Source organism: Burkholderia aenigmatica (assembly GCF_048627025.1).
Taxonomy (GTDB): domain Bacteria; phylum Pseudomonadota; class Gammaproteobacteria; order Burkholderiales; family Burkholderiaceae; genus Burkholderia; species Burkholderia aenigmatica.
The window spans coordinates 428,034-446,566 of record NZ_CP184468.1 but is presented as its reverse complement, the minus strand read 5'-3'; the positions used below and the strand labels follow the sequence as shown (position 1 = coordinate 446,566).

Below are 18,533 nucleotides of genomic sequence, written 5' to 3'. Positions count from 1 at the left end.
ACTGATTGCGCGACGCACCGCCCGAATGGCGGAAAAATTTTCCGGACGCTTGCCACGACGCGGGCGTGCTTAATAGTTGAATGGAGCAATGTCGGGGATACGCAGCGAACGCGGCAATACCCGGCAGATTTGACAGGGATAAAAGGCGGCACGCCGGAAATACGATGAGATCGCTGATGATTCGCTATGCGCTGCCACTGCTTGCCTGCGCGCTTCTGGCCGGATGCGCGGCCGCCCCGCTGCTCGGCTCGGCCGCGAGCGCCGTGATGTCCGCAGCCGGCATCGGCAAGCCCGAGGTACCCGACGCGCAGAAGCCGCCGCGCAACCTCGGCATCACGCTCGCCGCAGCGCCGAACCTGAATGCCGCGACCGACAACAAGCCGCTCGCACTCGTCGTGCGGCTCTATACGCTGAAGGATCCGACCTCGTTCCAGCAGGCGCCGTTCGACGCGTTTACCGACCCGACCAAGGAAAAGGCCGCGCTGGGCGCCGACCTGCTGAACGTGCGTGAAATCACGCTGATTCCGGGCCAGCGCTACACGGCGACCGAGAAGGTTTCGCGCGAAGCGCAGGCATTCGGCATCGTCGCGCTGTTCCGCGATCCCGCACTACAACGATGGAAACTGACGTTCGATCCGGTGAAGTCGGAGAAATCCGGCATAATCATCGGCCTGCATAATTGCGCGATGACGGTCACCGACGGCACTGTCATCGCACCGCAACAGGGTGCGCCTTCGCAACCGCTGAATTTGCTTTCTTCGGTCTCCTGCGGTTAAACAATGACGCACGAATGTCAATTAACAAGAGTTAACAATTGGCGATTTAATTCGGGCACGAACAAATCGATTACATCGCAACGCGACATTAACCGGATTTGACATGAGTTATTCGGCCAAGGTGCTGTGGGGGGAAGGGCTGTTCCTCCGGCCTCAACACTTTCAGCGACAGGACGCGTACCACGAAGCGCGCCTGTTCGAATCGATCCAGGCGATCCAGCCGTACAACTGGGGCGTGCGCTCGGTGCGCATCGACCGCGATGCGCTCGGCAGCAACGTGCTGCGGGTGGCCGAGCTTGCGCTCGTGTTCCCGGACGGCGCACTGTATGCCGCGCCGCAGGCCGACGACCTGCCGCCGCCGATCGCGCTGGACACGCTGCCTGACGGCATCAACGAATTCGTGTTCTATCTCGCGCTGCACCCGCTGCGCGAGAACGCCACCAACTACAGCGACGATCCGGCCGCCGGCTTCATGACGCGTTTCGTCAGCGAGCAGACGAGCGTCGCCGACAACTTCACCGACGCGGCCGAAGCCGACATCACGTTCCTGAAGACGCAGGTCAAGCTGATCGCGCACAGCGAACCGCGCGACCAGCTGCTGTCGGTACCGCTCGTGCGCGTGCGCCGCACCGCGACGTCCGGTTTCGAGATCGACGACAGTTTCGTGCCGCCGTGCCTCGCGATCGACGCGTCGCCGATCCTGCACCAGCGGCTGCGCCAGCTCGTCGACGCGCTGCAGGCGAAGGTGAACGCGCTGTACGGCTTCCACCGCGAGCCGTCGAAGAACATCATCGAGTTCCGCTCGGGCGACATCGCGTCGTTCTGGCTGCTGCACACCGCCAACGCCGCGTTCGCGACGCTCGCGCACCTGCACCAGCATGCGGCGCTGCATCCGGAGCGGCTGTTCCAGGAGCTGCTGCGCCTCGCGGGCCAGCTGATGACGTTCTCGAAGGGCTATACGCTCGCCGACCTGCCGGTGTACCGCCACGACGATCCGGGCCCGAGCTTTGCGCGTCTCGACCTGATGCTGCGCGAACTGCTCGACACCGTGATCTCGACGCGCTACTTCGCGATCACGCTCGACGAAGTGCGCCCGTCGTTCCACCTTGGCCGCCTCGATTCGGGCAAGATCGACGACAAGACCGAGTTCTACCTCGCGGTGTCCGCGGACATGCCGAGCGTCGAGCTCGTCGATGCGGTGCCGGCCCGCTTCAAGGTCGGCGCACCCGACGACGTCGACAAGCTCGTGCTGTCGGCCATGCCCGGCGTGCGGCTCTCGTATACGCCGCAGGTGCCGCCCGCGATTCCGGTGCGCCCCGGCGCCTGCTACTTCGCGCTCGATTCGCGCGGCGCGCTGTACGAGCGGATGTTGCAGGCCCAGTCTGCAATGATCTACGCGCCGACTGGCATCAATGACCTGAAATTCGAACTGATCGCGGTCACATCATGAGCTACGCGCCCTCCCTGTTCGGCGACAACGCGCCGCCCCCCCTGCATAGCCCGGCGTCGACGGACGCGTCGTTCCAGGCCCGTTCGCTGCTCGACCTGCTGTACGACGGCTTCTTCATGCTGTTCCTGCTCAAGAACGGGCGGGAGCCGGAGAGCGCGGGCGAGTTCAGCACGCGGATCCAGGAATTCCTGTCGGACTTCGAGCGCGGGGCGAAGAAGCTGAATATCGCGGCTGAAGATGTGTACAGCTCGAAGTTCGCGTTCTGCGCGGCCATCGACGAGATGGTGCTGTCGTCGCAGTTCAAGATCCGCACGGACTGGGAACGCCGGCCGCTGCAGCTCGTGCTGTTCGGCGAGCAGCTCGCGGGCGAGAAGTTCTTCCAGTATCTCGAGGAATGCCGCGCGCAGGGCGCGGCGCGGCTGCAGTCGCTCGAGGTGTTTCACATGTGCCTGCTGCTCGGGTTCCAGGGCAAGTATCTGCTCGAAGGGCCGGAGAAGCTGGCCTACCTCACGGCGCGGCTGGGGGACGAGATCGCGCATATGAAGGGCAAGCGGGCGCCGTTCGCACCGCATTGGCCGCTGCCGGACCAGATCGCGCACCGGTTGAAGCGCGAGGTGCCGGTTTGGGCGATCGGGGCGGTGTTCGCGCTGGTTGCGCTGCTCGGCTATCTCGGGCTCAACACGTATCTGAAGGACAAGACGCTGCAGGCGCTGGCGCCTTATTCGCAAGTGATCAAGGTCGGGCCGGAATCGGCGAATCTGACGATTTCGCTGCCTTGAGGGCGCGTTCTCTGCGCGTCGCTTCACGATAAAAAAGGACCGCCGAGCGGTCCTTTTTCATTGCGGCGCTCCGTTCCGTCATGCTCGCGACTGCATGCCGTTCGGGCTCAGATCGAGGAAATCGTCGTGGCGATCGAAATGGTTGAGGCAACGGACGACGTCCTCGATCGATGCGTCCGGTTTCTGGCGATAGGCGAGATCGACGACGTCCTGAAAGTGCTCGCACGAGTACTGAAATACGTAACCCAGTTCGGCGACCCTTTCAGGGTAGATCTCGCGATCCTCGTCGTCGACCTGGACCGTATCGCCGATGTAAATCGTCTGTTGCGGATGCAGCGCCGCGTCGCCGTCCTTTCCGTAAACGTCGTATAGCCAAGCGGGATCGTAGCGCTCCCGCCGTTCGGCCTTCGCGCGGACGACGGCGATGAACTCGGCAAGCGTGAAGGTTCGGTGCTTGAAATCTTCCGGGCCGCGAATCTGCAATCCGATGCGCTCGCATTCGATACGCGCCAGCCATTGTTCGGCCTTGTCACGCTCGACCGCCAGCAGGTCGGCATCCGTGTCGCCTGCCGCCGCAAGCGCCCGCTCCAGGAACGGCCGTGCCGATACGCCGCGTGAGGTTTCACACAACAGTTCCCCGAGTGCAACGAGCGACTGCACGAGCGCCACGCGATCGCCCTCCTGCTCGGCCTCGGTCAGCGCGAGACACAGTGCGGCTTCGCCACGATCCGTCATGCCTCGATCGAGCAGCATCAATGCCTTGCGGAAGGTTTGCCGCGCACTCACGCTGACGCCTCGTTGTCAGGCAGATCCATCCAGATGTCCTCGTAACCGGTGTCGTCGATGATGAAACGCGCGCCGGCCGGCAGCATCAGATAAGGCAGGACCAGCGGCAGGAACGTAGACAGATGCGCGACATGCAGCGGTTGATAAAAATCGTCCGCATCCGAGTATTCGCCGCAATGAAAAAACCAGCTTACGTTGCGACCTTCGGACAGCATCACGCGCGTGCCGTAGACAGGCGCCTTCCCGAGCGTCGACATGGCGACGGCAACCATGTCCTCGGGTTCGGCTGCTCGCAGACCGTATCGCGCACACACCGCCTCCTGGCGTTCACGCATCGCAACGGGATCATCGGTCACGTTCAATTCGCTCCTTCGCCCGCCTGGCCCCGCATCGACAGAAAGGTGGCGAAATCGTCGGCCACGTGTGCCGTCTCGCCCGTCTCGTGCGACCAGAGGACGATCGCCGGCTCCAACGACGCACCGACCCGGTCGTAATCGAAGCAATAGTAGTCACCCGTCCCGAACTCGGCAAACGGCAACAGGTTCGAGAAATCGGCATCCGTGTGGTCGAAGTTGTCTCGCCACTCGCGCCAACCCTCGTTGTAGTGCCGAACGATCGAATTCCACGTCTTGCGCGGATTGCGCGCATCGAAGACGGGGAACACCGGCATTCCGCCGAGCGACCGGCCATTGTTGAGCAGCAGCCATGCCGCGAACGCGTGCGGCAACGCGCGGCCGAGCGCTGCTTCGGCCGCTTCGATTTCCACCGTGGTCGTACCGATGGTTGCTGTCCGGATCATCGATCGGTCTCCGTCAATGCGCGCCGCGTTTGTATCGGCGTATCAGCCGGGTTGCCAACATAGCGCGGGATCGGCGCCGCCGCGCGAGACGAAATAAATCGCTGCCTGCACGGCCATCGCGCGATCCACGCAGTCTCGCGCCCGATAGCTGCCGCGCTGACCACCCGCGACCAGTTCGATCGTTTCGCCAGCCGGCGCAGTGGGTGCCGTCAGATTCAGCAACGCGGCGTCGACGTGCGAGGCAATGAACACGACATACCGATCGTCACTACCGCCGCCTATCGTCATCACCATCCCGTCGCTCGTCTCGAATGCGACAGTCGAGCGATCGCGCCCGTTCAGCCGTTCGACTGCCGCGCTGGCTTGCGCAACGCTGTCGCATTGCGCTTCCGTCACGTGCGAGCGGTTGCCGGCATACGTTTCTTCGATCACCTTCGTGGTTCGCATTCGATCTCCTTCGGCGCTGAATCAAACGGACGGGTTACGTTGTCCGAGCGAAGTTCGGCGCTTTACGCTCGACCGGACCCGTTACTCAATACTCGTCACCCAATAGAAATCGGAAGCGGCCAAACCGAACCGCGTCTTCACAACCTCTACCGCCTGCGCCGTTTTCACCTTCGAATCGACGCTGACGACCACGCCTTTTATCGGGGCGTTGATGTAATACATGAACCGCATCGGCCCGACCGTGTCGTCGAGCAGCATGCCTGCAAAGTATTCGTCCAGATCGTCGACACCCTTCTCGAATGAAATCCCGGTCAGTGCCGAGCATTCAGAATGGTCGAATCCGAGCATGCAGACAGGCTTGTCATTGCCACTGGGCCAAACACGGGTCTCGTTCATTGTCGGCGGACCTTCGTTACTGTGGTTCGCTACACCCCGGCTCTTGAATCGAGCGCAAGCGTCGGCACGGTATCGATGGCTTGTGGCCACGTCCGGCGAGCAGTACGCGTCGGTATGGCTTCACGACCGGTCGCGCCACCCGTCGAGCAGGTCGTCGTCGTGCATGTCATGCTCGTCGCGCGTGGGACCGGGTTCCGGTCAACAGCGGGTGTCTGCCAGGCCATCCGTGTCGTGACCGTCCAGCCTCATGACACGACGCGCCCGCACTCACCCATCGACCAACTCCATGAACACCGCCGCTTCCGCATCCGGCAGCGCGTCGCTTATCCGCGACCGGACCTCCGCCACGAATGCCGGCCGGATTTCATCCGTGTCGTCGAAGATATCGCGCGCATGCTTTCCGACGTACAGATCGCACCAGATCCACAACGCGTGCGCGAAATGCGTGAGGGATGGCGCGACGCGCAATGGTGTCCAGGCGCCCGCGCCGTGGCGGTCGAACAGCACGTCTCCTTCCGGCACGACGATAACAGGATCGCCGCCCATCTGACCCAACACGATCCAGTCGTCGTGCCATCCGGACAGCCGCCGGCCCGATGCGTCGACGCGATAGCCGGTCTGGCCGATCGCGAGGCTCGCCGGGTTGCCGTATAACTCGAGGTTGTCAGCGGTCCAGGGGATCGACAGATCGACGTTGTCGAGCGCGTTGAACCATGCGGCAATGTCCGCGCTGACCGAGACGGATCTCGCGTGTGCGGGATGATCGGGAGCACGTGCGCCGATGCTTGCACGTGCGTCTACCGCGCCGCGAATCCGGACGATGAACTGATTCAGATCCCGATTGGGCATATCGTGCCTCCCGTCGACATTGCGCGTTGCCAAATCGCTTGTGAACGATGCCGGCGGTGCGTCCTTCGGTGTGCCGCCTGCCAACACCTGAGTAAATCGTCGATCCCGGAGATCGACAATGCCATCAGTCGATTTTCAGGTGTCCATCGAGCCACTTCCCGACCGCGTTCCTGCCGAGATCGGACGCGAATTGCTTCAAACGAAGCGCCTCGTCGCGGCTCACCTCAACCCCTCTGCGCAACAACACATTCAGCCCCGCTATCGCGGCGTCTTCCCCGTCAAGGCAATAGAGCGCCTGCCGGATCGGTGTGAGACCGTTTGCCGCCACCGTCGACATGTTGGCACCGGCATCGATCAGTTTCTCCGTTCGCGCGATCAATCCGAATTTCAACGCCGCCGATAGCGCCGTGATACCGCTGCGGTTCGGCTCGTCAAGCAGGCGCCGTGTCGCATACCACGCCACCGCTTGCTCGAAGAGCGCCGCATCGCGATCCAGCGTCGCGCAATGCAGAAACGTATCGCCGGTGCGCTCGTTCCTCTGCAGGAAATTCACGTGGTTGCCGTCCAGAAAATCGAAGATCGCTCGACTTCTTGCGACATGGAACAGAATGGGCATGCCCTCAAGCACATCCTGTCTTGCAATGTTGGGCAGCAGCCGCTGAATCGGAGCCAGGTCACCTTCCGAGAACGCACCGGCCGCCTCGAAAATATCAACAAGGAATTCTGCATTCATACTCGGTCACCTTCTGGTTCTCGACCCGCGTCGCGTCGTGCTCCAACCGATGGCGGGTGTCGGCGGAGTCTCACGCGTACTGCACCGCATGGCTGCATCCGGTCGCTGGCGCCTTCCGCACCGGCTAGGCATTCGAAAAGACGACCAACCTGCCCGCGGGATGCCGGCCGTCCCAGCCACACGGGAAACCACCGTCGAGATAGGCATGCAGGATACTGTCCCAAATCGGCGGGAAGCAATCGTTGGCGTAGCACTGAAACAGAATGCCGATATCCCGGATCATCAGCTCGATCAGCGGACACGACACCGCATTCGTCCACTTGAGATCCGCGCCGTTGAAGTGCTTGCCTTCGATGCCCCAGTGCTGATTCTTCATCAACCGGGATGCAATCTGGCGGCTCCATTCGAAGCCGGCGGGAAACACCGCCTCAGCGTCACTGACCGACTCCCATTCGTCGAAGTCGTCGAACGAATCATCGGTCGCGAAGCGACGTGCGATCGCCGCATCCCGGACAACGTGATGTGCCACTGGATCGCCGCGATAGGCGGCACCAAAAAATGCGTCCTGCTCGAGAAATCGTACGAGCGGATCGGCTGCAATCAGCACGTCATGCCAGGATTTCATGGCGACTCGCGGCGGATCATGGCGTCAGGTCAGAACAGGATGAACGCGTCGTTCTCGACGTAAAAAACGAACGCATCGAGCAACTGAAGCACGCTCGGTTCGTCGACCTGATCGTGGGCGTTGATCACGATGTCCTCGATCGTCGCGCTGTCCAACGTGATCCGCCAGCCGGGTTGATTCGCGGCAGCAGGGACAGCGTCGTCCCCCGCATCCTGGGTGTCTTCAAAGAACACGCCTTCGGTATCGAGCGTCCATGGCATGGGCGGCAAGTAGAGCCATCCTGCGAAGTCGCCCGGGCGCTCGAGGATCTGTTTAAGCGATGCTTCAGTCACGGAAGTGGTCAACATGGGTGGTGCGGTTGTAGCTGGGGCAAATGCGTCGGGGGCTGGATCGAGGTGGCGAATCGCCCCCTTCTCCGCCACCTGTGACGTAACGGCCGAACGCGCGTGGTTACTGTCTGTCGCGCTCGTGCTGCGAGCCGTAATTATGCCAATTTCGTACCCGCGAGATCACGCTGGCCGCTGTTGCCGGTTGAGTTGCTCGCGGTCGAATGCCGTGCTTGACGAAGCCTGCGGCGATGGTCATGCGACGGACCGCATGCCTCGACCCAAGGAGGCTTATATCGGCTCCCCGAAATACACGAAGTCAAAGACCTCAATCCAGTGCGCGAACTCGGCCGGCACCGCGTCACGCCAATGCCGTACGGAATCGATGCGCCTGTCGGACGCAAACAAGACTGCGTCTCCTTTCGAGGCAGCGTGAATCGTCAACACGATCAGACCGCCGCCTTCCGCCGCAAAGGCCGCACGTCGACAGGCTCCGGGATCCTCGACGTCGTCGAAAAACACGACGCCGGATCGGGTCAGGTCCGCTTCCCGACAGCGGATGTACCCCCAATCCGCGATCCTGACCGGGTGTACCTGAAACGCGGCGTCGAGAGAGGAAAAGTGGATCGTCACCAATGTCGAAATCAGGGTTCGTAGCGGATCGTTTCGTAGATCCTGGCCATGCCTTGCTTTGCAGCGCTTTCGTTTGCAGCCAATCCGGACGAGAGGATTACGCAGGTCCACCCGTTACCGCAGACCTTGCTTGTCACGAGATCGAGACGATGCGCGTAGAGCTCGTCTTGTTTGAAGATCGTGTGCGTATAGCGTGAAGCGAGCGCCGGATATTTGTTATCCAACATGAATGGCGCCAAGTTCGGCTTCGTGTACTGGGCAGCGTTGTCGTCCACCTGACTCTTGTACAGATACTGCGCAGTACCTTCGAAAGACTGCGCGACCTTGGTTCGCAGCACCTGAACAACGACGTCCAGATTCAGTACTTCGAATGCGGATTTGTCAGCTTCGATACCGACTCCCCGACCTTCGGTGTCCTCGAGCGGATCGTTTGCCGTGATCCGCCAGTCCGCCGGGAGCTGGAAGCTCAAACCGTTGGAATTGAAGCGCTTCGGATGAGCCAGATCAGGAGCTGCTGCCGGTCTCGGCCGGAAATCGTCGGCGTATGACGTCGACACCACCATCAGGAGCACAAAAGGTACGGCAACGATTCGCATGGACGGCACTTTCAGTCGATTTTTTAGTTTTACACACACGAGCCTCCGCTCGGATCAGAGGCGCAGATCAAACTCAGTCATGAAGCATATCAAAGAAATGACTCAACGAATCAGACACTTGCTCAATATTGCCCCAATACTCGCCGCCATTCGACTCCGACTCAAAACTGTGACTCCAGTAATAAACCCCACCAACCTTATCTCCCTTGATCGACAGCAAGATTAGATCCCCACCTCCCGCAGATCCAATGCAAATCAATTCCTTCGGAAACCGCGCTCCATAAGTCTCCATATTTTTCTCAATAGAAAAAATGGAGCCGCGTGGCACTGTTGATGAAAATAAGTAATTAACCACCCTCTCCCGATCGCCGCTCCAAAACAAGTTCCCGGACGGCTCTCCCCCGTTGACCTTCTCAAGAAACTGCCGGTACTCAAGCGGCAAACTAGCGCCAACTTGATGCTCGAGTTGGTCAAGTTCGGCCCCGGATGGAAGCGGCGCGTTATAGACAGCAATCATCTCCATCCTTCGAGATGCCCTGAATTTTCGTTTCGAATCGCGTTCCTCCTGATCAATCTCGGCCTCACTCATACCGAGGCGCTTAAACTGAACACTCATGTATCCCTCCTTGCCCCATGGACTGCTTCTCCGCATTTTCATTGACGCTACCAGACTTACCAAACTCGAAATTTCGCGCCGCCACACATTCCCACCTCGCATCAACGAACTGGCCCGCAGCTAATACAATGAATCTGGTTGTAGTTGACGCGGTAGCGACGAGAAAATGTAGAGAAATCAAAACTACTTCGCGAGAACTCGGGCGCCACCTCGCAACTACACCTCCTTCAGCACCATCGCAGCCAGCTTCTTCTCGCTCACGAGCCGCCTTATTGATTTTCGATCACCATTTTTCTCAACAAACTCCGCAAGCCCCGAAAAAGCGTCGAACAAAATGCCTTCCAACCTCGGTGCATCACGTTCTGCAACGCACTTGTCCACCTCAGCCTGGAAATCCCCTCGAACGCCTGGACAACCCTCCATTCTAAAATCAACGTGCGGCCAAACCGAGGCACCCTTTTTGAATACCATTTTCATTTCAGGCTCGCGAAAACCACCCGCCAACAGCTCCTTATAAAATATCCCGACATTCACATAAAATAATTTACTGTAGGATGACTTTTGGTGATTGATCACGAGCCAGAGATCAGTCAACTCGATAAAACGAGTCACCCCAGTCCCATGAAATCGGGCAGCCACAGCCGCTTGCCCGAACACCTTTCCCGTTGAAAATTCAGCCTCTTTCATTGCATGCTCTTGCAAAGATACTGCGCAGCATCTGAACAACGACGTCCGGGTTGAGTCCTTCGAACGCGGATTTGTCAGCCTGGATACTGACGCCTCGACCATCGGTGCCGTCGAGCGGATCGTCTGCCGTGATCCGCCACTGGAAGCTCAGGCCGTTGGATTGGAAGCGCTTCGGATGAGCCAAGTCGGGGGTGGCTCCGGCTCTCAGTCGGAAATCATCGGCATATGAGGTTGCTGCGAGCGAGAAAAGACGGACGGGCACGAGTACGGTTCGCATAGAGCACACTCCTGAACACCGCGTGAAATCTGCATCTCACACAGACGCCAACTATCCTTCATATCGCGCAAAAATCCACCCCTTATATGATCGCAATTTTCCGATCGGCTCACTGCTCTTTGAAATCTCTATCTTCTGCCGATTGAATTGTGGGCAGGATGCCATGATTTCTGCAATCGCCGCATCCACGACCTCACCATCCTCTTCATCAGGCTCTCTAGCCAGATAGACATAGATTTCGATCAGATCCGAATCGAAATCGTATGCAATCGCACGCACTCCTTCACGCACCGATCCGACGAAGGAAGAGAAGACGACCCACTTTACGTCAACCTCATTCACCTTACCCTCCAATATGCGATTCTCACGCTGGGCGTCTCGCACGCAAGCGAGGGGCTTCCTATCTAACTCACCACCCTTGAGACCTGAACGTCAACGGCGACTACGGTCAATAGCGGCTCGTCGGTCCAGGCCGAGACAAAGCTGAACTCTCTGAACCCATCGGCCAGTTCCTCCGCGGCTTCACATATAGCAAAAAGATAAGCCCCCTCCTTGCTCTCGGCCAAATGCGACAAATCTTGCCCCTCCGGGGAAAGAGCCTTCATGCCAAGGACCCTGTGGAAAACAACTTTAAATAGTCCGCCGTCAGCTCGTACAAGTACTGTCAGACACCCATCTTGATAAATGAAGGATTGGATCTGCGCATCCGCGACGAAAATCTCACCACTTTTCATTTCTCAACTCGCTGAAGTGAATCGCGTACCGCTGCCCGACGTATGGCTGTCCGGCAACAATTACGTACGCGCGCATACGTTCCGTGATTGTCGCGTTTGCGCTGCCAGCAACAATCTCGGCAGCACGCTCTCGCCAAGAACGATGGACCCAGAAGCGCGAAATTTCCATTTCGATCGCAAGATCTCACCCACCCTACAACGTCCGAACACCATAGACGCGAATGCCACTCCGTTCAACCCGCTTATATGCGTACACAACAAGAGTCAGATCACTCTCAACGCCATCTATTATCAAATCAAGCTGAATTCTCTTACTGAAATCCGATGGTGCCTCAGGGTTTATTTCATACAAATTCGCGCGTTCAATGATGTATTCGCGGTCAGGAATGCCAACCCTTTTGAGCGCACGTTCATCCAGAACATCTCCGCACAGATACTCCAAAATCCCTCTCTTGATGCCCTCCGATGCCTTGACGTCGAGATTTCCATCGGAAATCAATTTTTCGAAATTATTTTCCGAGAAACATTTACATATTTTGGATATCTCGAGCAGCATGTCTTCCGCAACCCACTTACTCACGCCAGCACCTCCTAGTTGAACACTTGGCTCGACGCTTCGCTGCATATGCACCACCTACACATCCCTGACACTGCAACTGTGTTGCAACATGGCGCTCCGTCCCAATTTCGTGAAATTGCCCCGTCAATCGCACAGAGAGCGCGGCGCTCGCGGACCATCCAAATAGTCTACAGAGCGCCGATGGCAATAACCCGCCAGCCCATCGTTCCGTTCAATTCTCAACTCAATTTTTCGAAAATGACCAGCTGCCTCAAGTGCTCACGAAAGACGCCACATCTTCTAGCCTTGTATCCAGGACGGCTCATCCTCGGAACAATAAATAATCGAATAGGCGCTCGAATACTGACCACCGAAAGCAAACCTCTTATTCAACACATCAACAGGGGTGAAGATCATGCCAACCCGCCTCATATGCCATATCAACGGGCTCATGGAATTGATTACCGGAGAATCAATATTTGGTGACCTTTGACTTCCATCCGGCGACAATGACGACAAGTAATAGTACGGACCAACAAGCGACACCCGCAATACGAAATCGCCGGCATCACCCGTCAACAAATATCCATAACTCACGTCGGAGTTGGGTTCCGTATCTTCCGAGAAATCGTAGTTCCCCTCAAGAAACCGAATCACGTCAGGGTATTTTTCTACCGAAAAATGCAATTTTACGAAAGAGTAGTCCGGCGACTCGAAACTCCCATACGAATCGATCACGAAGCGCGAAAACCTCTCCCAGTCAAAATGTGAATCATGGGGGCTCCTTGTCTTCGGGATGTCCATTTATTCCTTCTCCATTTTCGTGATGGACGTGCACTGAGGCCTGGCCTGGAAGCTGCATCTGCAAATCACAGCGGCGTGAGATCGGCTTGCCGCACTATCCCATCCCGGAGAGCGAATCGACAACGTTCTTGATCCACTTCGCCACATCGCTCCCGGCAACTTTCCTCCGCCCCGCAATTCTTCTCAGAAGAATGATCGACCACACGACAGCAAAGCCAATGGCGACACATATGCTTAAGAACGAAAATGCACTCATGACAATGAAGGAGTTCCAATTTCTTCGCGACGCACGCACGCGAAACGAGTGTGCACGAGATTTGTGGGTTTGTGGCCTGGCACTTTGGCACGGACGTATCGCACGACCTCGTGAGACCGATCATCTCGCCCCCTTCATTTCGCATAGCGCCGATCGGCCGCGCATTCGTGACCCGTAGTTCAATCAGCGCGAAACAGATGTTCCAGGCAGTTTTTCAGTTCTCGTCCGCCGACACCCGCCCCATCCAAGGCAATTTCGACCCTGTGCTCGGCTTGCGCTCGCACGAACGCTTCCGGTGGAGTCACCTCAAGAACAAGCAGGTTTTCCGAGTAATTGAATCTAATTGACTCAAATTCAGCACCATTAGCTTGATCGAAAAGCTCGCAATAAATCTTGCCTCCACTCTCCTCTCGCACAAGATCGATATATTGACCGGCAGGTCCCCACTTGATGAACAAGGACGAACGCCCTTCATCGTCGTTGAGACTCGTCTCAACAAATTGCGCTTTGACCATGATCGTCATTCGAGCCCCCAACCACCTATTAGTTACAGTCGCCGTTCAGCATCGTAGTCGATGCGTCACCTGATTGCCGGTGCAGTCCTTGACGAAGGCGAGACAAAAAACATGGGCATGTCGTTCGTACGCTTCGAGCAGCGTATGTCCGCACATCAAGTCACGGTAGCGCGTGACCCTCGGGCGGGTCATCATGCGTGCTTCCCGCACTCGGCAGCGGATACTCGAGACTTCGCCCGTTGCATTGGGATAAACGAGCTTCGCTCCGTCGATATCAAAGCGCCCGCCTTACAAGGTTGGCTTATCACTACCGCAGAATGAACAAAGGGCGACAAATTCAGCCCTTTTCCGCTAACGCATGTAGACCGTCTTGAGAAGCGCCTCACCTTCGATCGCGTAAATATACGTTACACCACGTCCATTCCGATACATTCCCTGGTCCGCAACCTCAAATGGCACCCCATCGACTTCATATGCCGGAAGAGGGGTAAATGTGACCGCGACCAAACCCTCACCGCCCCCAATATCGACCGAAACTTTGTAGCAGCTTAAAGGCCACTGATCCTTCGACAACTTCTTAAATTCAGCCAAAGCCAGTCCAAATATCTTGAAGCAATCACCTCTGAACGAGTAGTCACTTGGATACCTGGTCACCAACTCCAGAATATCATCTTGGCTATAGCTCACACGCACCTCCCATGACTGTATAAACCTTCATCTTGCCGCTTGGTGTACCCGGATATGAACGATAGCACTTGCTTTTGAGCACGGCTCAAGAAGCAAATCTACGCCATCGTGGCGACTCCTGAATCGATTAGCAGTTTGATTCTCAAATTCCCGGCATCACCTTCCTTCGGGCCCCGGAAGGTACGGAGGACTCAGACTGCGAACGAAGCACGGAGCGTGAGCGCTGCCGATAGCCAGTGTCGACGTTCTGAAGATCCCATATCGCGAGATCGCGGACTATGCGGATAACGCTGGTGAAACGAGTCTCCATACTTCACATCAGCGCAATCAGCTGAAGTAGAGATGGACCAATTTCGCGTACTCGGGAGAATATTTCCTGAAACTACCCAACGGCTTCTCATCGAGCCGATCCATTGTGGCCGCTATACCCCGCGTTATCAATTTTTCGTTTCCAACGGACGCATAATCCACCCCCAGGACTGTATACCCCGACCTTACGTTTCTTCGGCCGAACCGGACAACAGAATACTTACCCAACACAATTGCGCCATCTTTTCTGTCATCGGAGAAATAGAGATGGACATCATCCCTCAGCGAACTGAATTTACGCCCACCCAAAATTTTCTTGAGCAAAGCCATCAACCCTACACCCGGGCCAAAATCGACCGAACCTCCAACACAATCCACCCCAAGGTAATATAACTTATACAGCGAATTAATTTCCCTATTCCCATGATTAACATGTATATGCTTTTCATACGCATGAAAATCAGAATCCTCCCCCACAACGTCGCGACCCCCATCCTCGAGCCGCAGCTTGCTTTCATCCTCACCGCGGATCAACCTACCTGGGTCACCACCATTAAACTGCAGCAGCGCATCAATAATTTCAGAAAACTGGATCACCATCGCTGTTTACTTAGAAATATGAGTCGCACCAGATTCACCAGGATTGCCGAGAATCTCTGCAACCTTTTTGAGTTCTGATGCTCGATTTGCATTTGGATATGCATCCACACCGGCCAGTGCAGCCTTGGCCACCGTCTACACGTTCAACGTCACCACATCCAGCTACACGGCGGCCATCGCGTGCACCCATAGAGATGCCGTACCTGATGCAACAGTTTCTGCGGTCTTCAGCAAGCCGGTAGTCTTCGGAAAGGCCTCCCTCATCTGTTGAACTGCAGCAGGAACAACAACCAGGCAGGACGGAAATCCTGGGTGGATTGACCTTTTTGCTGGCTCTTTCAAACGGTGGTTATCAATCGAGTTACCCCCAGCGGCCCCGGGAAGATGCTGACCATTCAGCCCAAGCGGATCGATCCACTGCACCGGATTGGGTGCGTACTGGAAGACGTTGCCCCCTCGCGAGTCCGATCGGATCCTTCGACACGTAGCGCCACGACGCCGGATCATCGTACCGGTGTCAGTTATCGCGCAGCCCTGTCTATTTCGCTCTCCAGAGCCCACGTCACGGCACCAGTATGTCGTACAGATACAGCGTTGGCTGTGCCGCGTTGTCCTTCTTCACTCGAAGGATCATGAACGCGTCCGAACGCCCCCCTTCCGAGAAGATGGGTACCTCGATCGATAGCCCGTCCGATTGGTGTCCGCCAATTTCGAATACATAGCCATTCATCAGCGCCTCATCCGGGATCGGACGGACCGCCTCCCCACACAAGCAGGATCTCAGCGCAGCTCGGTACTCCGATGCCGTGCCTGGTGCGGCGAGTCCCTGGCGCACCAGTTCCTCAAAGTGGTCATGGATCAATGCGTCGTAGATATGCCTCACTAACGGGGCATGCATCGGATAGTCCACCAATTTACGTTCCACGCTACCTCCTATCCCCGATTCTTTTCGGTTCGCATTGGCGTCTTTCCATTGAACCCGATGTTTTCGAAATAGGGAACGTGGGGTGGGTAGCAGCCACGCCAGCCGTCCGCCACATCCATGAAATCGATCTCAATCAGGGCCAATTCGACTTCCGGCGCGGCGCGGTTGCGAGTAGTGTCTACGTGCCCGTATTGCGGCCCGCCGCGCCCGACCGGCGCCCGGCGCTCACCCCACACCCCGCTGACCACTGGAGATCTGCGATGAAACGTTCGAAGTTCCTGCTATCGGGCCTGCTGCTCGCGTCGGCCCTCGGCTTCACGGCGGTCGCCGCGCACGCGGACGACCTGCTCGATTCGGTCAAGAAAGCCGGCGTGCTCCGGGTCGGCCTCGAAGGCACCTATCCGCCGTTCAACTCGCGCGGCACGTCGGGACAGCTCGAGGGCTTCGACGTCGACGTCGCGAACGCTGTCGCCGGCAAGCTCGGCGTGAAGACGCAGTTCGTCCCGACCGAATGGAGCGGCATCATCGCCGGCCTGCAGGCCGGCAAGTTCGACGTGATCGTCAACCAGGTCACGATCACGCCGCAGCGCAAGGAAGCGCTCGACTTCAGCCAGCCGTACACGTACTCGGCCGCGCAGCTGATCCAGCGCAAGGACGACACGCGCAACTTCAAGTCGCTCGACGACTTCAAGGGCAAGAAGCTCGGTGTGACGCTCGGTACCAACTATGACCAGATGGCACGCACCGTGCCGGGCATCGAGGTGCAGACGTATCCGGGCGCGCCGGAGAAGCTGCGCGACCTCGCCGCGGGCCGGATCGAGGCGACGCTCGACGACCGCCTGATGCTGCCGTACATGATCAAGACGTCGAACCTGCCGCTGCGCGCGGGCGCGGTGCTGAACGGCGGCAAGCAGGAAATGGCGATCCCGTTCCGCAAGGGCAACCCGAAGTTCGAGAAGGCGATCAACGACGCGCTCGATTCGCTGCGCAAGGACGGCACGCTGAAGAAGATCTCGATGCACTGGTTCGGCAGCGACGTGACCGTGCCGGTCGCGCAGTAAGCGGCCCGGCACTGCAACGCGTCACGCCCTTCGTCTCGATGAAGGCGTGACGCTTTCCCTCAGGCCGCTTCGTCGAAGCGCGCCAGCAGCATCTGGCCGATCGGCGTCAGCGCCGGGCGCGCCGCCACGGCATTCATGCGCACCTGCGTATCGTCGACCAGCCGCTTCTCGACCAGCACGGCGAAGGCCGGATTCGACGGATCGACGCTGTCCGGCGCACGCGCGACGCGCAACAGCATCGAGAATTCATGCGGACTCAGCATGGTCCCTGTCTCCTGATCGTCCGCGATCCGGTTCGAACCGGCGTCGATCGTATTTTCGAATGAAATGGCGCGATGCATGACCGCTGCGCCGCCGGGAGCGAGATCCCGATCGGCCCCCGACTGCGACGCGGGCACGTCGTCGCGAGCGGGTTGCGCACGTTCCCGGTCCGGCGGTGCCGCCGCGACGGGAACGTGCAACGTTATGGGCGCACCATGACGCGACCGTGACAGGAAAACGGGGCGCAAATCGATGCGCGTCATACGCCGTTCCGGTTCGATACCCCTACGGTTGACGAAGACGAGCCGCATCGCTTGTCGGGCCGTCAGTTGCCCGCTCGCGCGCCGTTTCGCGCCCTTCATCGCGGATCGACCGAATACGGGAAACCCCCACGCCCCGATCCGTTCGCATGGCGCATGCAGCGCACGACCACGTTCACCGCGCGCCCAAGCGTCATCCCGATGAGCACGCCCCATACCGCGAACGACAGCATCACGAAGCCGCTCGTCGCCGCCCACGGTGCATGCACGGCGACCGCGTAATGGATGCCCGTTTCGGCGACGAACGTCAGCATCAGCGTGACGAGCAGGCTCGCGTCGCCGGGCAGGCGCACGCGCAGGCCCGACGACGCCGGACGGTACTCGAGCCGCCACCGGCCCGCGTGCAGCCAGCCCAGCGCCGCGCCGCCCAGGACGGCTGCCAGTGCGATCGCGTTCGCGTCGATGCCGGCATGCGGGAAGAGTCCGTTCAGGCTGACGATGCCGAGCATGCCGAAAGCGACCGGCGAGATCAGCGGTCGTGCAGCCGGCACCTCGCGCGGGAAACAGCGCTTGATGCCGATATAGAGCAGCACGCAAAACATGACGTACACGTAAGGCTTCAGGTGAAGGAGCGTGGACATGGTCGGAGTCGCCTGATCGAAGTGGACACGGCAACACCGTACTGCCCGGCCCCGACAGGCGGTACGGTTTGCGACGGGAGGCAGGAATTCGCAGACGAGTTGCGCGTCGCGGCGACGATCGTTCAGCGGATCGGGACGACCGATGC

At 58.6% G+C, this 18,533-nt stretch carries 27 protein-coding genes and 1 pseudogene; 5 read left to right on the top strand and 23 right to left on the bottom strand.

Translation table 11 applies throughout. From position 1 onward, the window contains the following. Nucleotides 1-164 precede the first annotated feature (164 nt). From tssJ to icmH, 3 genes are all read left to right on the top strand, one after another. Entirely contained in the window at nucleotides 165-776 is a 612-nt protein-coding gene (gene tssJ, locus ACN8ZM_RS02195; RefSeq protein WP_043191653.1) for a type VI secretion system lipoprotein TssJ, read from the top strand. A gap of 103 nt (nucleotides 777-879) precedes the next feature. Continuing rightward, on the top strand, nucleotides 880-2,226 hold the full coding sequence (gene tssK, locus ACN8ZM_RS02190) for a type VI secretion system baseplate subunit TssK (RefSeq protein ID WP_089449804.1): 1,347 nt from the start codon (nucleotides 880-882) through the stop codon (nucleotides 2,224-2,226). Further along, the gene (gene icmH / locus ACN8ZM_RS02185) at nucleotides 2,223-3,005 is read left to right on the top strand and encodes a type IVB secretion system protein IcmH/DotU (RefSeq protein WP_301768816.1); all 783 of its coding nucleotides are present in this window, start codon (nucleotides 2,223-2,225) and stop codon (nucleotides 3,003-3,005) included. The genes tssK and icmH overlap by 4 nt, the downstream gene beginning before the upstream one ends. Nucleotides 3,006-3,083: 78 nt before the next feature. On the opposite strand, the gene ACN8ZM_RS02180 is transcribed toward icmH, so the two are convergent. From ACN8ZM_RS02180 to ACN8ZM_RS02110, 15 genes are all read right to left on the bottom strand, one after another. Further along, entirely contained in the window at nucleotides 3,084-3,791 is a 708-nt protein-coding gene (locus ACN8ZM_RS02180) for a DUF7716 domain-containing protein (protein WP_420210484.1), read from the bottom strand. Then, nucleotides 3,788-4,147, bottom strand: a complete 360-nt coding sequence (locus ACN8ZM_RS02175) for an immunity protein Imm33 domain-containing protein (RefSeq protein WP_089449842.1) — start codon at nucleotides 4,145-4,147, stop codon at nucleotides 3,788-3,790. The genes ACN8ZM_RS02180 and ACN8ZM_RS02175 overlap by 4 nt, the downstream gene beginning before the upstream one ends. Before the next feature lie 2 nt (nucleotides 4,148-4,149). Continuing rightward, nucleotides 4,150-4,590: an SMI1/KNR4 family protein gene (locus tag ACN8ZM_RS02170; RefSeq protein ID WP_301768814.1), complete on the bottom strand. Its 441-nt coding sequence runs from the start codon at nucleotides 4,588-4,590 to the stop codon at nucleotides 4,150-4,152. 42 nt (nucleotides 4,591-4,632) lie between these two features. Continuing rightward, entirely contained in the window at nucleotides 4,633-5,037 is a 405-nt protein-coding gene (locus ACN8ZM_RS02165; RefSeq protein ID WP_420210483.1) for an Imm1 family immunity protein, read from the bottom strand. An 81-nt stretch (nucleotides 5,038-5,118) separates the two neighbouring features. Further along, complete coding sequence (locus ACN8ZM_RS02160) at nucleotides 5,119-5,433, bottom strand: hypothetical protein (protein ID WP_420210482.1); 315 nt, start codon at nucleotides 5,431-5,433, stop codon at nucleotides 5,119-5,121. A 267-nt stretch (nucleotides 5,434-5,700) separates the two neighbouring features. Next, the gene (locus ACN8ZM_RS02155) at nucleotides 5,701-6,369 is read right to left on the bottom strand and encodes a hypothetical protein (protein ID WP_420210481.1); all 669 of its coding nucleotides are present in this window, start codon (nucleotides 6,367-6,369) and stop codon (nucleotides 5,701-5,703) included. A 37-nt stretch (nucleotides 6,370-6,406) separates the two neighbouring features. Next, nucleotides 6,407-7,015, bottom strand: coding sequence for a hypothetical protein (locus tag ACN8ZM_RS02150; protein WP_420210480.1), 609 nt, complete (start codon nucleotides 7,013-7,015; stop codon nucleotides 6,407-6,409). A 124-nt stretch (nucleotides 7,016-7,139) separates the two neighbouring features. Next, nucleotides 7,140-7,640 (bottom strand): hypothetical protein, encoded by a 501-nt coding sequence (locus tag ACN8ZM_RS02145; RefSeq protein WP_089449797.1) that lies wholly within the window; start codon nucleotides 7,638-7,640, stop codon nucleotides 7,140-7,142. A gap of 29 nt (nucleotides 7,641-7,669) precedes the next feature. Continuing rightward, the gene (locus ACN8ZM_RS02140; protein ID WP_420210479.1) at nucleotides 7,670-7,987 is read right to left on the bottom strand and encodes a DUF7716 domain-containing protein; all 318 of its coding nucleotides are present in this window, start codon (nucleotides 7,985-7,987) and stop codon (nucleotides 7,670-7,672) included. A gap of 270 nt (nucleotides 7,988-8,257) precedes the next feature. Further along, nucleotides 8,258-8,602: a hypothetical protein gene (locus tag ACN8ZM_RS02135; protein ID WP_420210478.1), complete on the bottom strand. Its 345-nt coding sequence runs from the start codon at nucleotides 8,600-8,602 to the stop codon at nucleotides 8,258-8,260. Nucleotides 8,603-8,610: 8 nt separating this feature from the next. Beyond that, complete coding sequence (locus tag ACN8ZM_RS02130; protein ID WP_205822387.1) at nucleotides 8,611-9,195, bottom strand: hypothetical protein; 585 nt, start codon at nucleotides 9,193-9,195, stop codon at nucleotides 8,611-8,613. A gap of 73 nt (nucleotides 9,196-9,268) precedes the next feature. Beyond that, nucleotides 9,269-9,811, bottom strand: a complete 543-nt coding sequence (locus tag ACN8ZM_RS02125; RefSeq protein WP_420210477.1) for an SMI1/KNR4 family protein — start codon at nucleotides 9,809-9,811, stop codon at nucleotides 9,269-9,271. A 216-nt stretch (nucleotides 9,812-10,027) separates the two neighbouring features. Next, nucleotides 10,028-10,498: a DUF4304 domain-containing protein gene (locus tag ACN8ZM_RS02120; protein ID WP_080741842.1), complete on the bottom strand. Its 471-nt coding sequence runs from the start codon at nucleotides 10,496-10,498 to the stop codon at nucleotides 10,028-10,030. Beyond that, a complete protein-coding gene (locus tag ACN8ZM_RS02115) occupies nucleotides 10,485-10,775 on the bottom strand; it encodes a hypothetical protein (RefSeq protein WP_420210476.1) in 291 nt (96 codons plus the stop codon). The genes ACN8ZM_RS02120 and ACN8ZM_RS02115 overlap by 14 nt, the downstream gene beginning before the upstream one ends. A 51-nt stretch (nucleotides 10,776-10,826) precedes the next feature. After that, nucleotides 10,827-11,117, bottom strand: coding sequence for a hypothetical protein (locus ACN8ZM_RS02110; RefSeq protein ID WP_080741850.1), 291 nt, complete (start codon nucleotides 11,115-11,117; stop codon nucleotides 10,827-10,829). 342 nt (nucleotides 11,118-11,459) lie between these two features. Here ACN8ZM_RS02110 and ACN8ZM_RS02105 point away from each other — a divergent pair, with 342 nt between their 5' ends. After that, a complete protein-coding gene (locus ACN8ZM_RS02105) occupies nucleotides 11,460-12,104 on the top strand; it encodes a hypothetical protein (protein WP_420210475.1) in 645 nt (214 codons plus the stop codon). A 264-nt stretch (nucleotides 12,105-12,368) separates the two neighbouring features. Here the strand turns inward: ACN8ZM_RS02105 and ACN8ZM_RS02100 are convergent, their stop codons facing one another. From ACN8ZM_RS02100 to ACN8ZM_RS02075, 6 genes and pseudogenes are all read right to left on the bottom strand, one after another. Continuing rightward, nucleotides 12,369-12,872, bottom strand: a complete 504-nt coding sequence (locus ACN8ZM_RS02100) for a hypothetical protein (RefSeq protein WP_420210474.1) — start codon at nucleotides 12,870-12,872, stop codon at nucleotides 12,369-12,371. A 435-nt stretch (nucleotides 12,873-13,307) separates the two neighbouring features. Then, a complete protein-coding gene (locus ACN8ZM_RS02095) occupies nucleotides 13,308-13,652 on the bottom strand; it encodes a hypothetical protein (RefSeq protein WP_420210473.1) in 345 nt (114 codons plus the stop codon). Nucleotides 13,653-13,994: 342 nt separating this feature from the next. After that, on the bottom strand, nucleotides 13,995-14,330 hold the full coding sequence (locus ACN8ZM_RS02090) for a hypothetical protein (protein WP_420210472.1): 336 nt from the start codon (nucleotides 14,328-14,330) through the stop codon (nucleotides 13,995-13,997). Nucleotides 14,331-14,657: 327 nt separating this feature from the next. After that, entirely contained in the window at nucleotides 14,658-15,239 is a 582-nt protein-coding gene (locus tag ACN8ZM_RS02085; protein WP_420210471.1) for a hypothetical protein, read from the bottom strand. A 390-nt stretch (nucleotides 15,240-15,629) separates the two neighbouring features. Further along, nucleotides 15,630-15,756 (bottom strand): annotated as a pseudogene (locus tag ACN8ZM_RS02080) (RHS repeat-associated core domain-containing protein); the annotation flags it as partial. 45 nt (nucleotides 15,757-15,801) lie between these two features. Beyond that, entirely contained in the window at nucleotides 15,802-16,164 is a 363-nt protein-coding gene (locus tag ACN8ZM_RS02075; protein ID WP_420210470.1) for a hypothetical protein, read from the bottom strand. 260 nt (nucleotides 16,165-16,424) lie between these two features. On the opposite strand from ACN8ZM_RS02075, the gene ACN8ZM_RS02070 reads away from it, so the two are divergent. Then, a complete protein-coding gene (locus ACN8ZM_RS02070) occupies nucleotides 16,425-17,225 on the top strand; it encodes a transporter substrate-binding domain-containing protein (protein ID WP_089449787.1) in 801 nt (266 codons plus the stop codon). A 59-nt stretch (nucleotides 17,226-17,284) separates the two neighbouring features. On the opposite strand, the gene ACN8ZM_RS02065 is transcribed toward ACN8ZM_RS02070, so the two are convergent. Together ACN8ZM_RS02065 and ACN8ZM_RS02060 are read right to left on the bottom strand one after the other, a co-directional pair. Continuing rightward, a complete protein-coding gene (locus ACN8ZM_RS02065; protein ID WP_011350748.1) occupies nucleotides 17,285-17,488 on the bottom strand; it encodes a hypothetical protein in 204 nt (67 codons plus the stop codon). A 356-nt stretch (nucleotides 17,489-17,844) separates the two neighbouring features. Continuing rightward, nucleotides 17,845-18,387 carry a hypothetical protein gene (locus tag ACN8ZM_RS02060; protein WP_043191701.1) on the bottom strand — a complete coding sequence of 181 codons (543 nt, stop codon included), beginning with the start codon at nucleotides 18,385-18,387 and terminating at the stop codon, nucleotides 17,845-17,847. Between the last annotated feature and the right edge of the window lie 146 nt (nucleotides 18,388-18,533).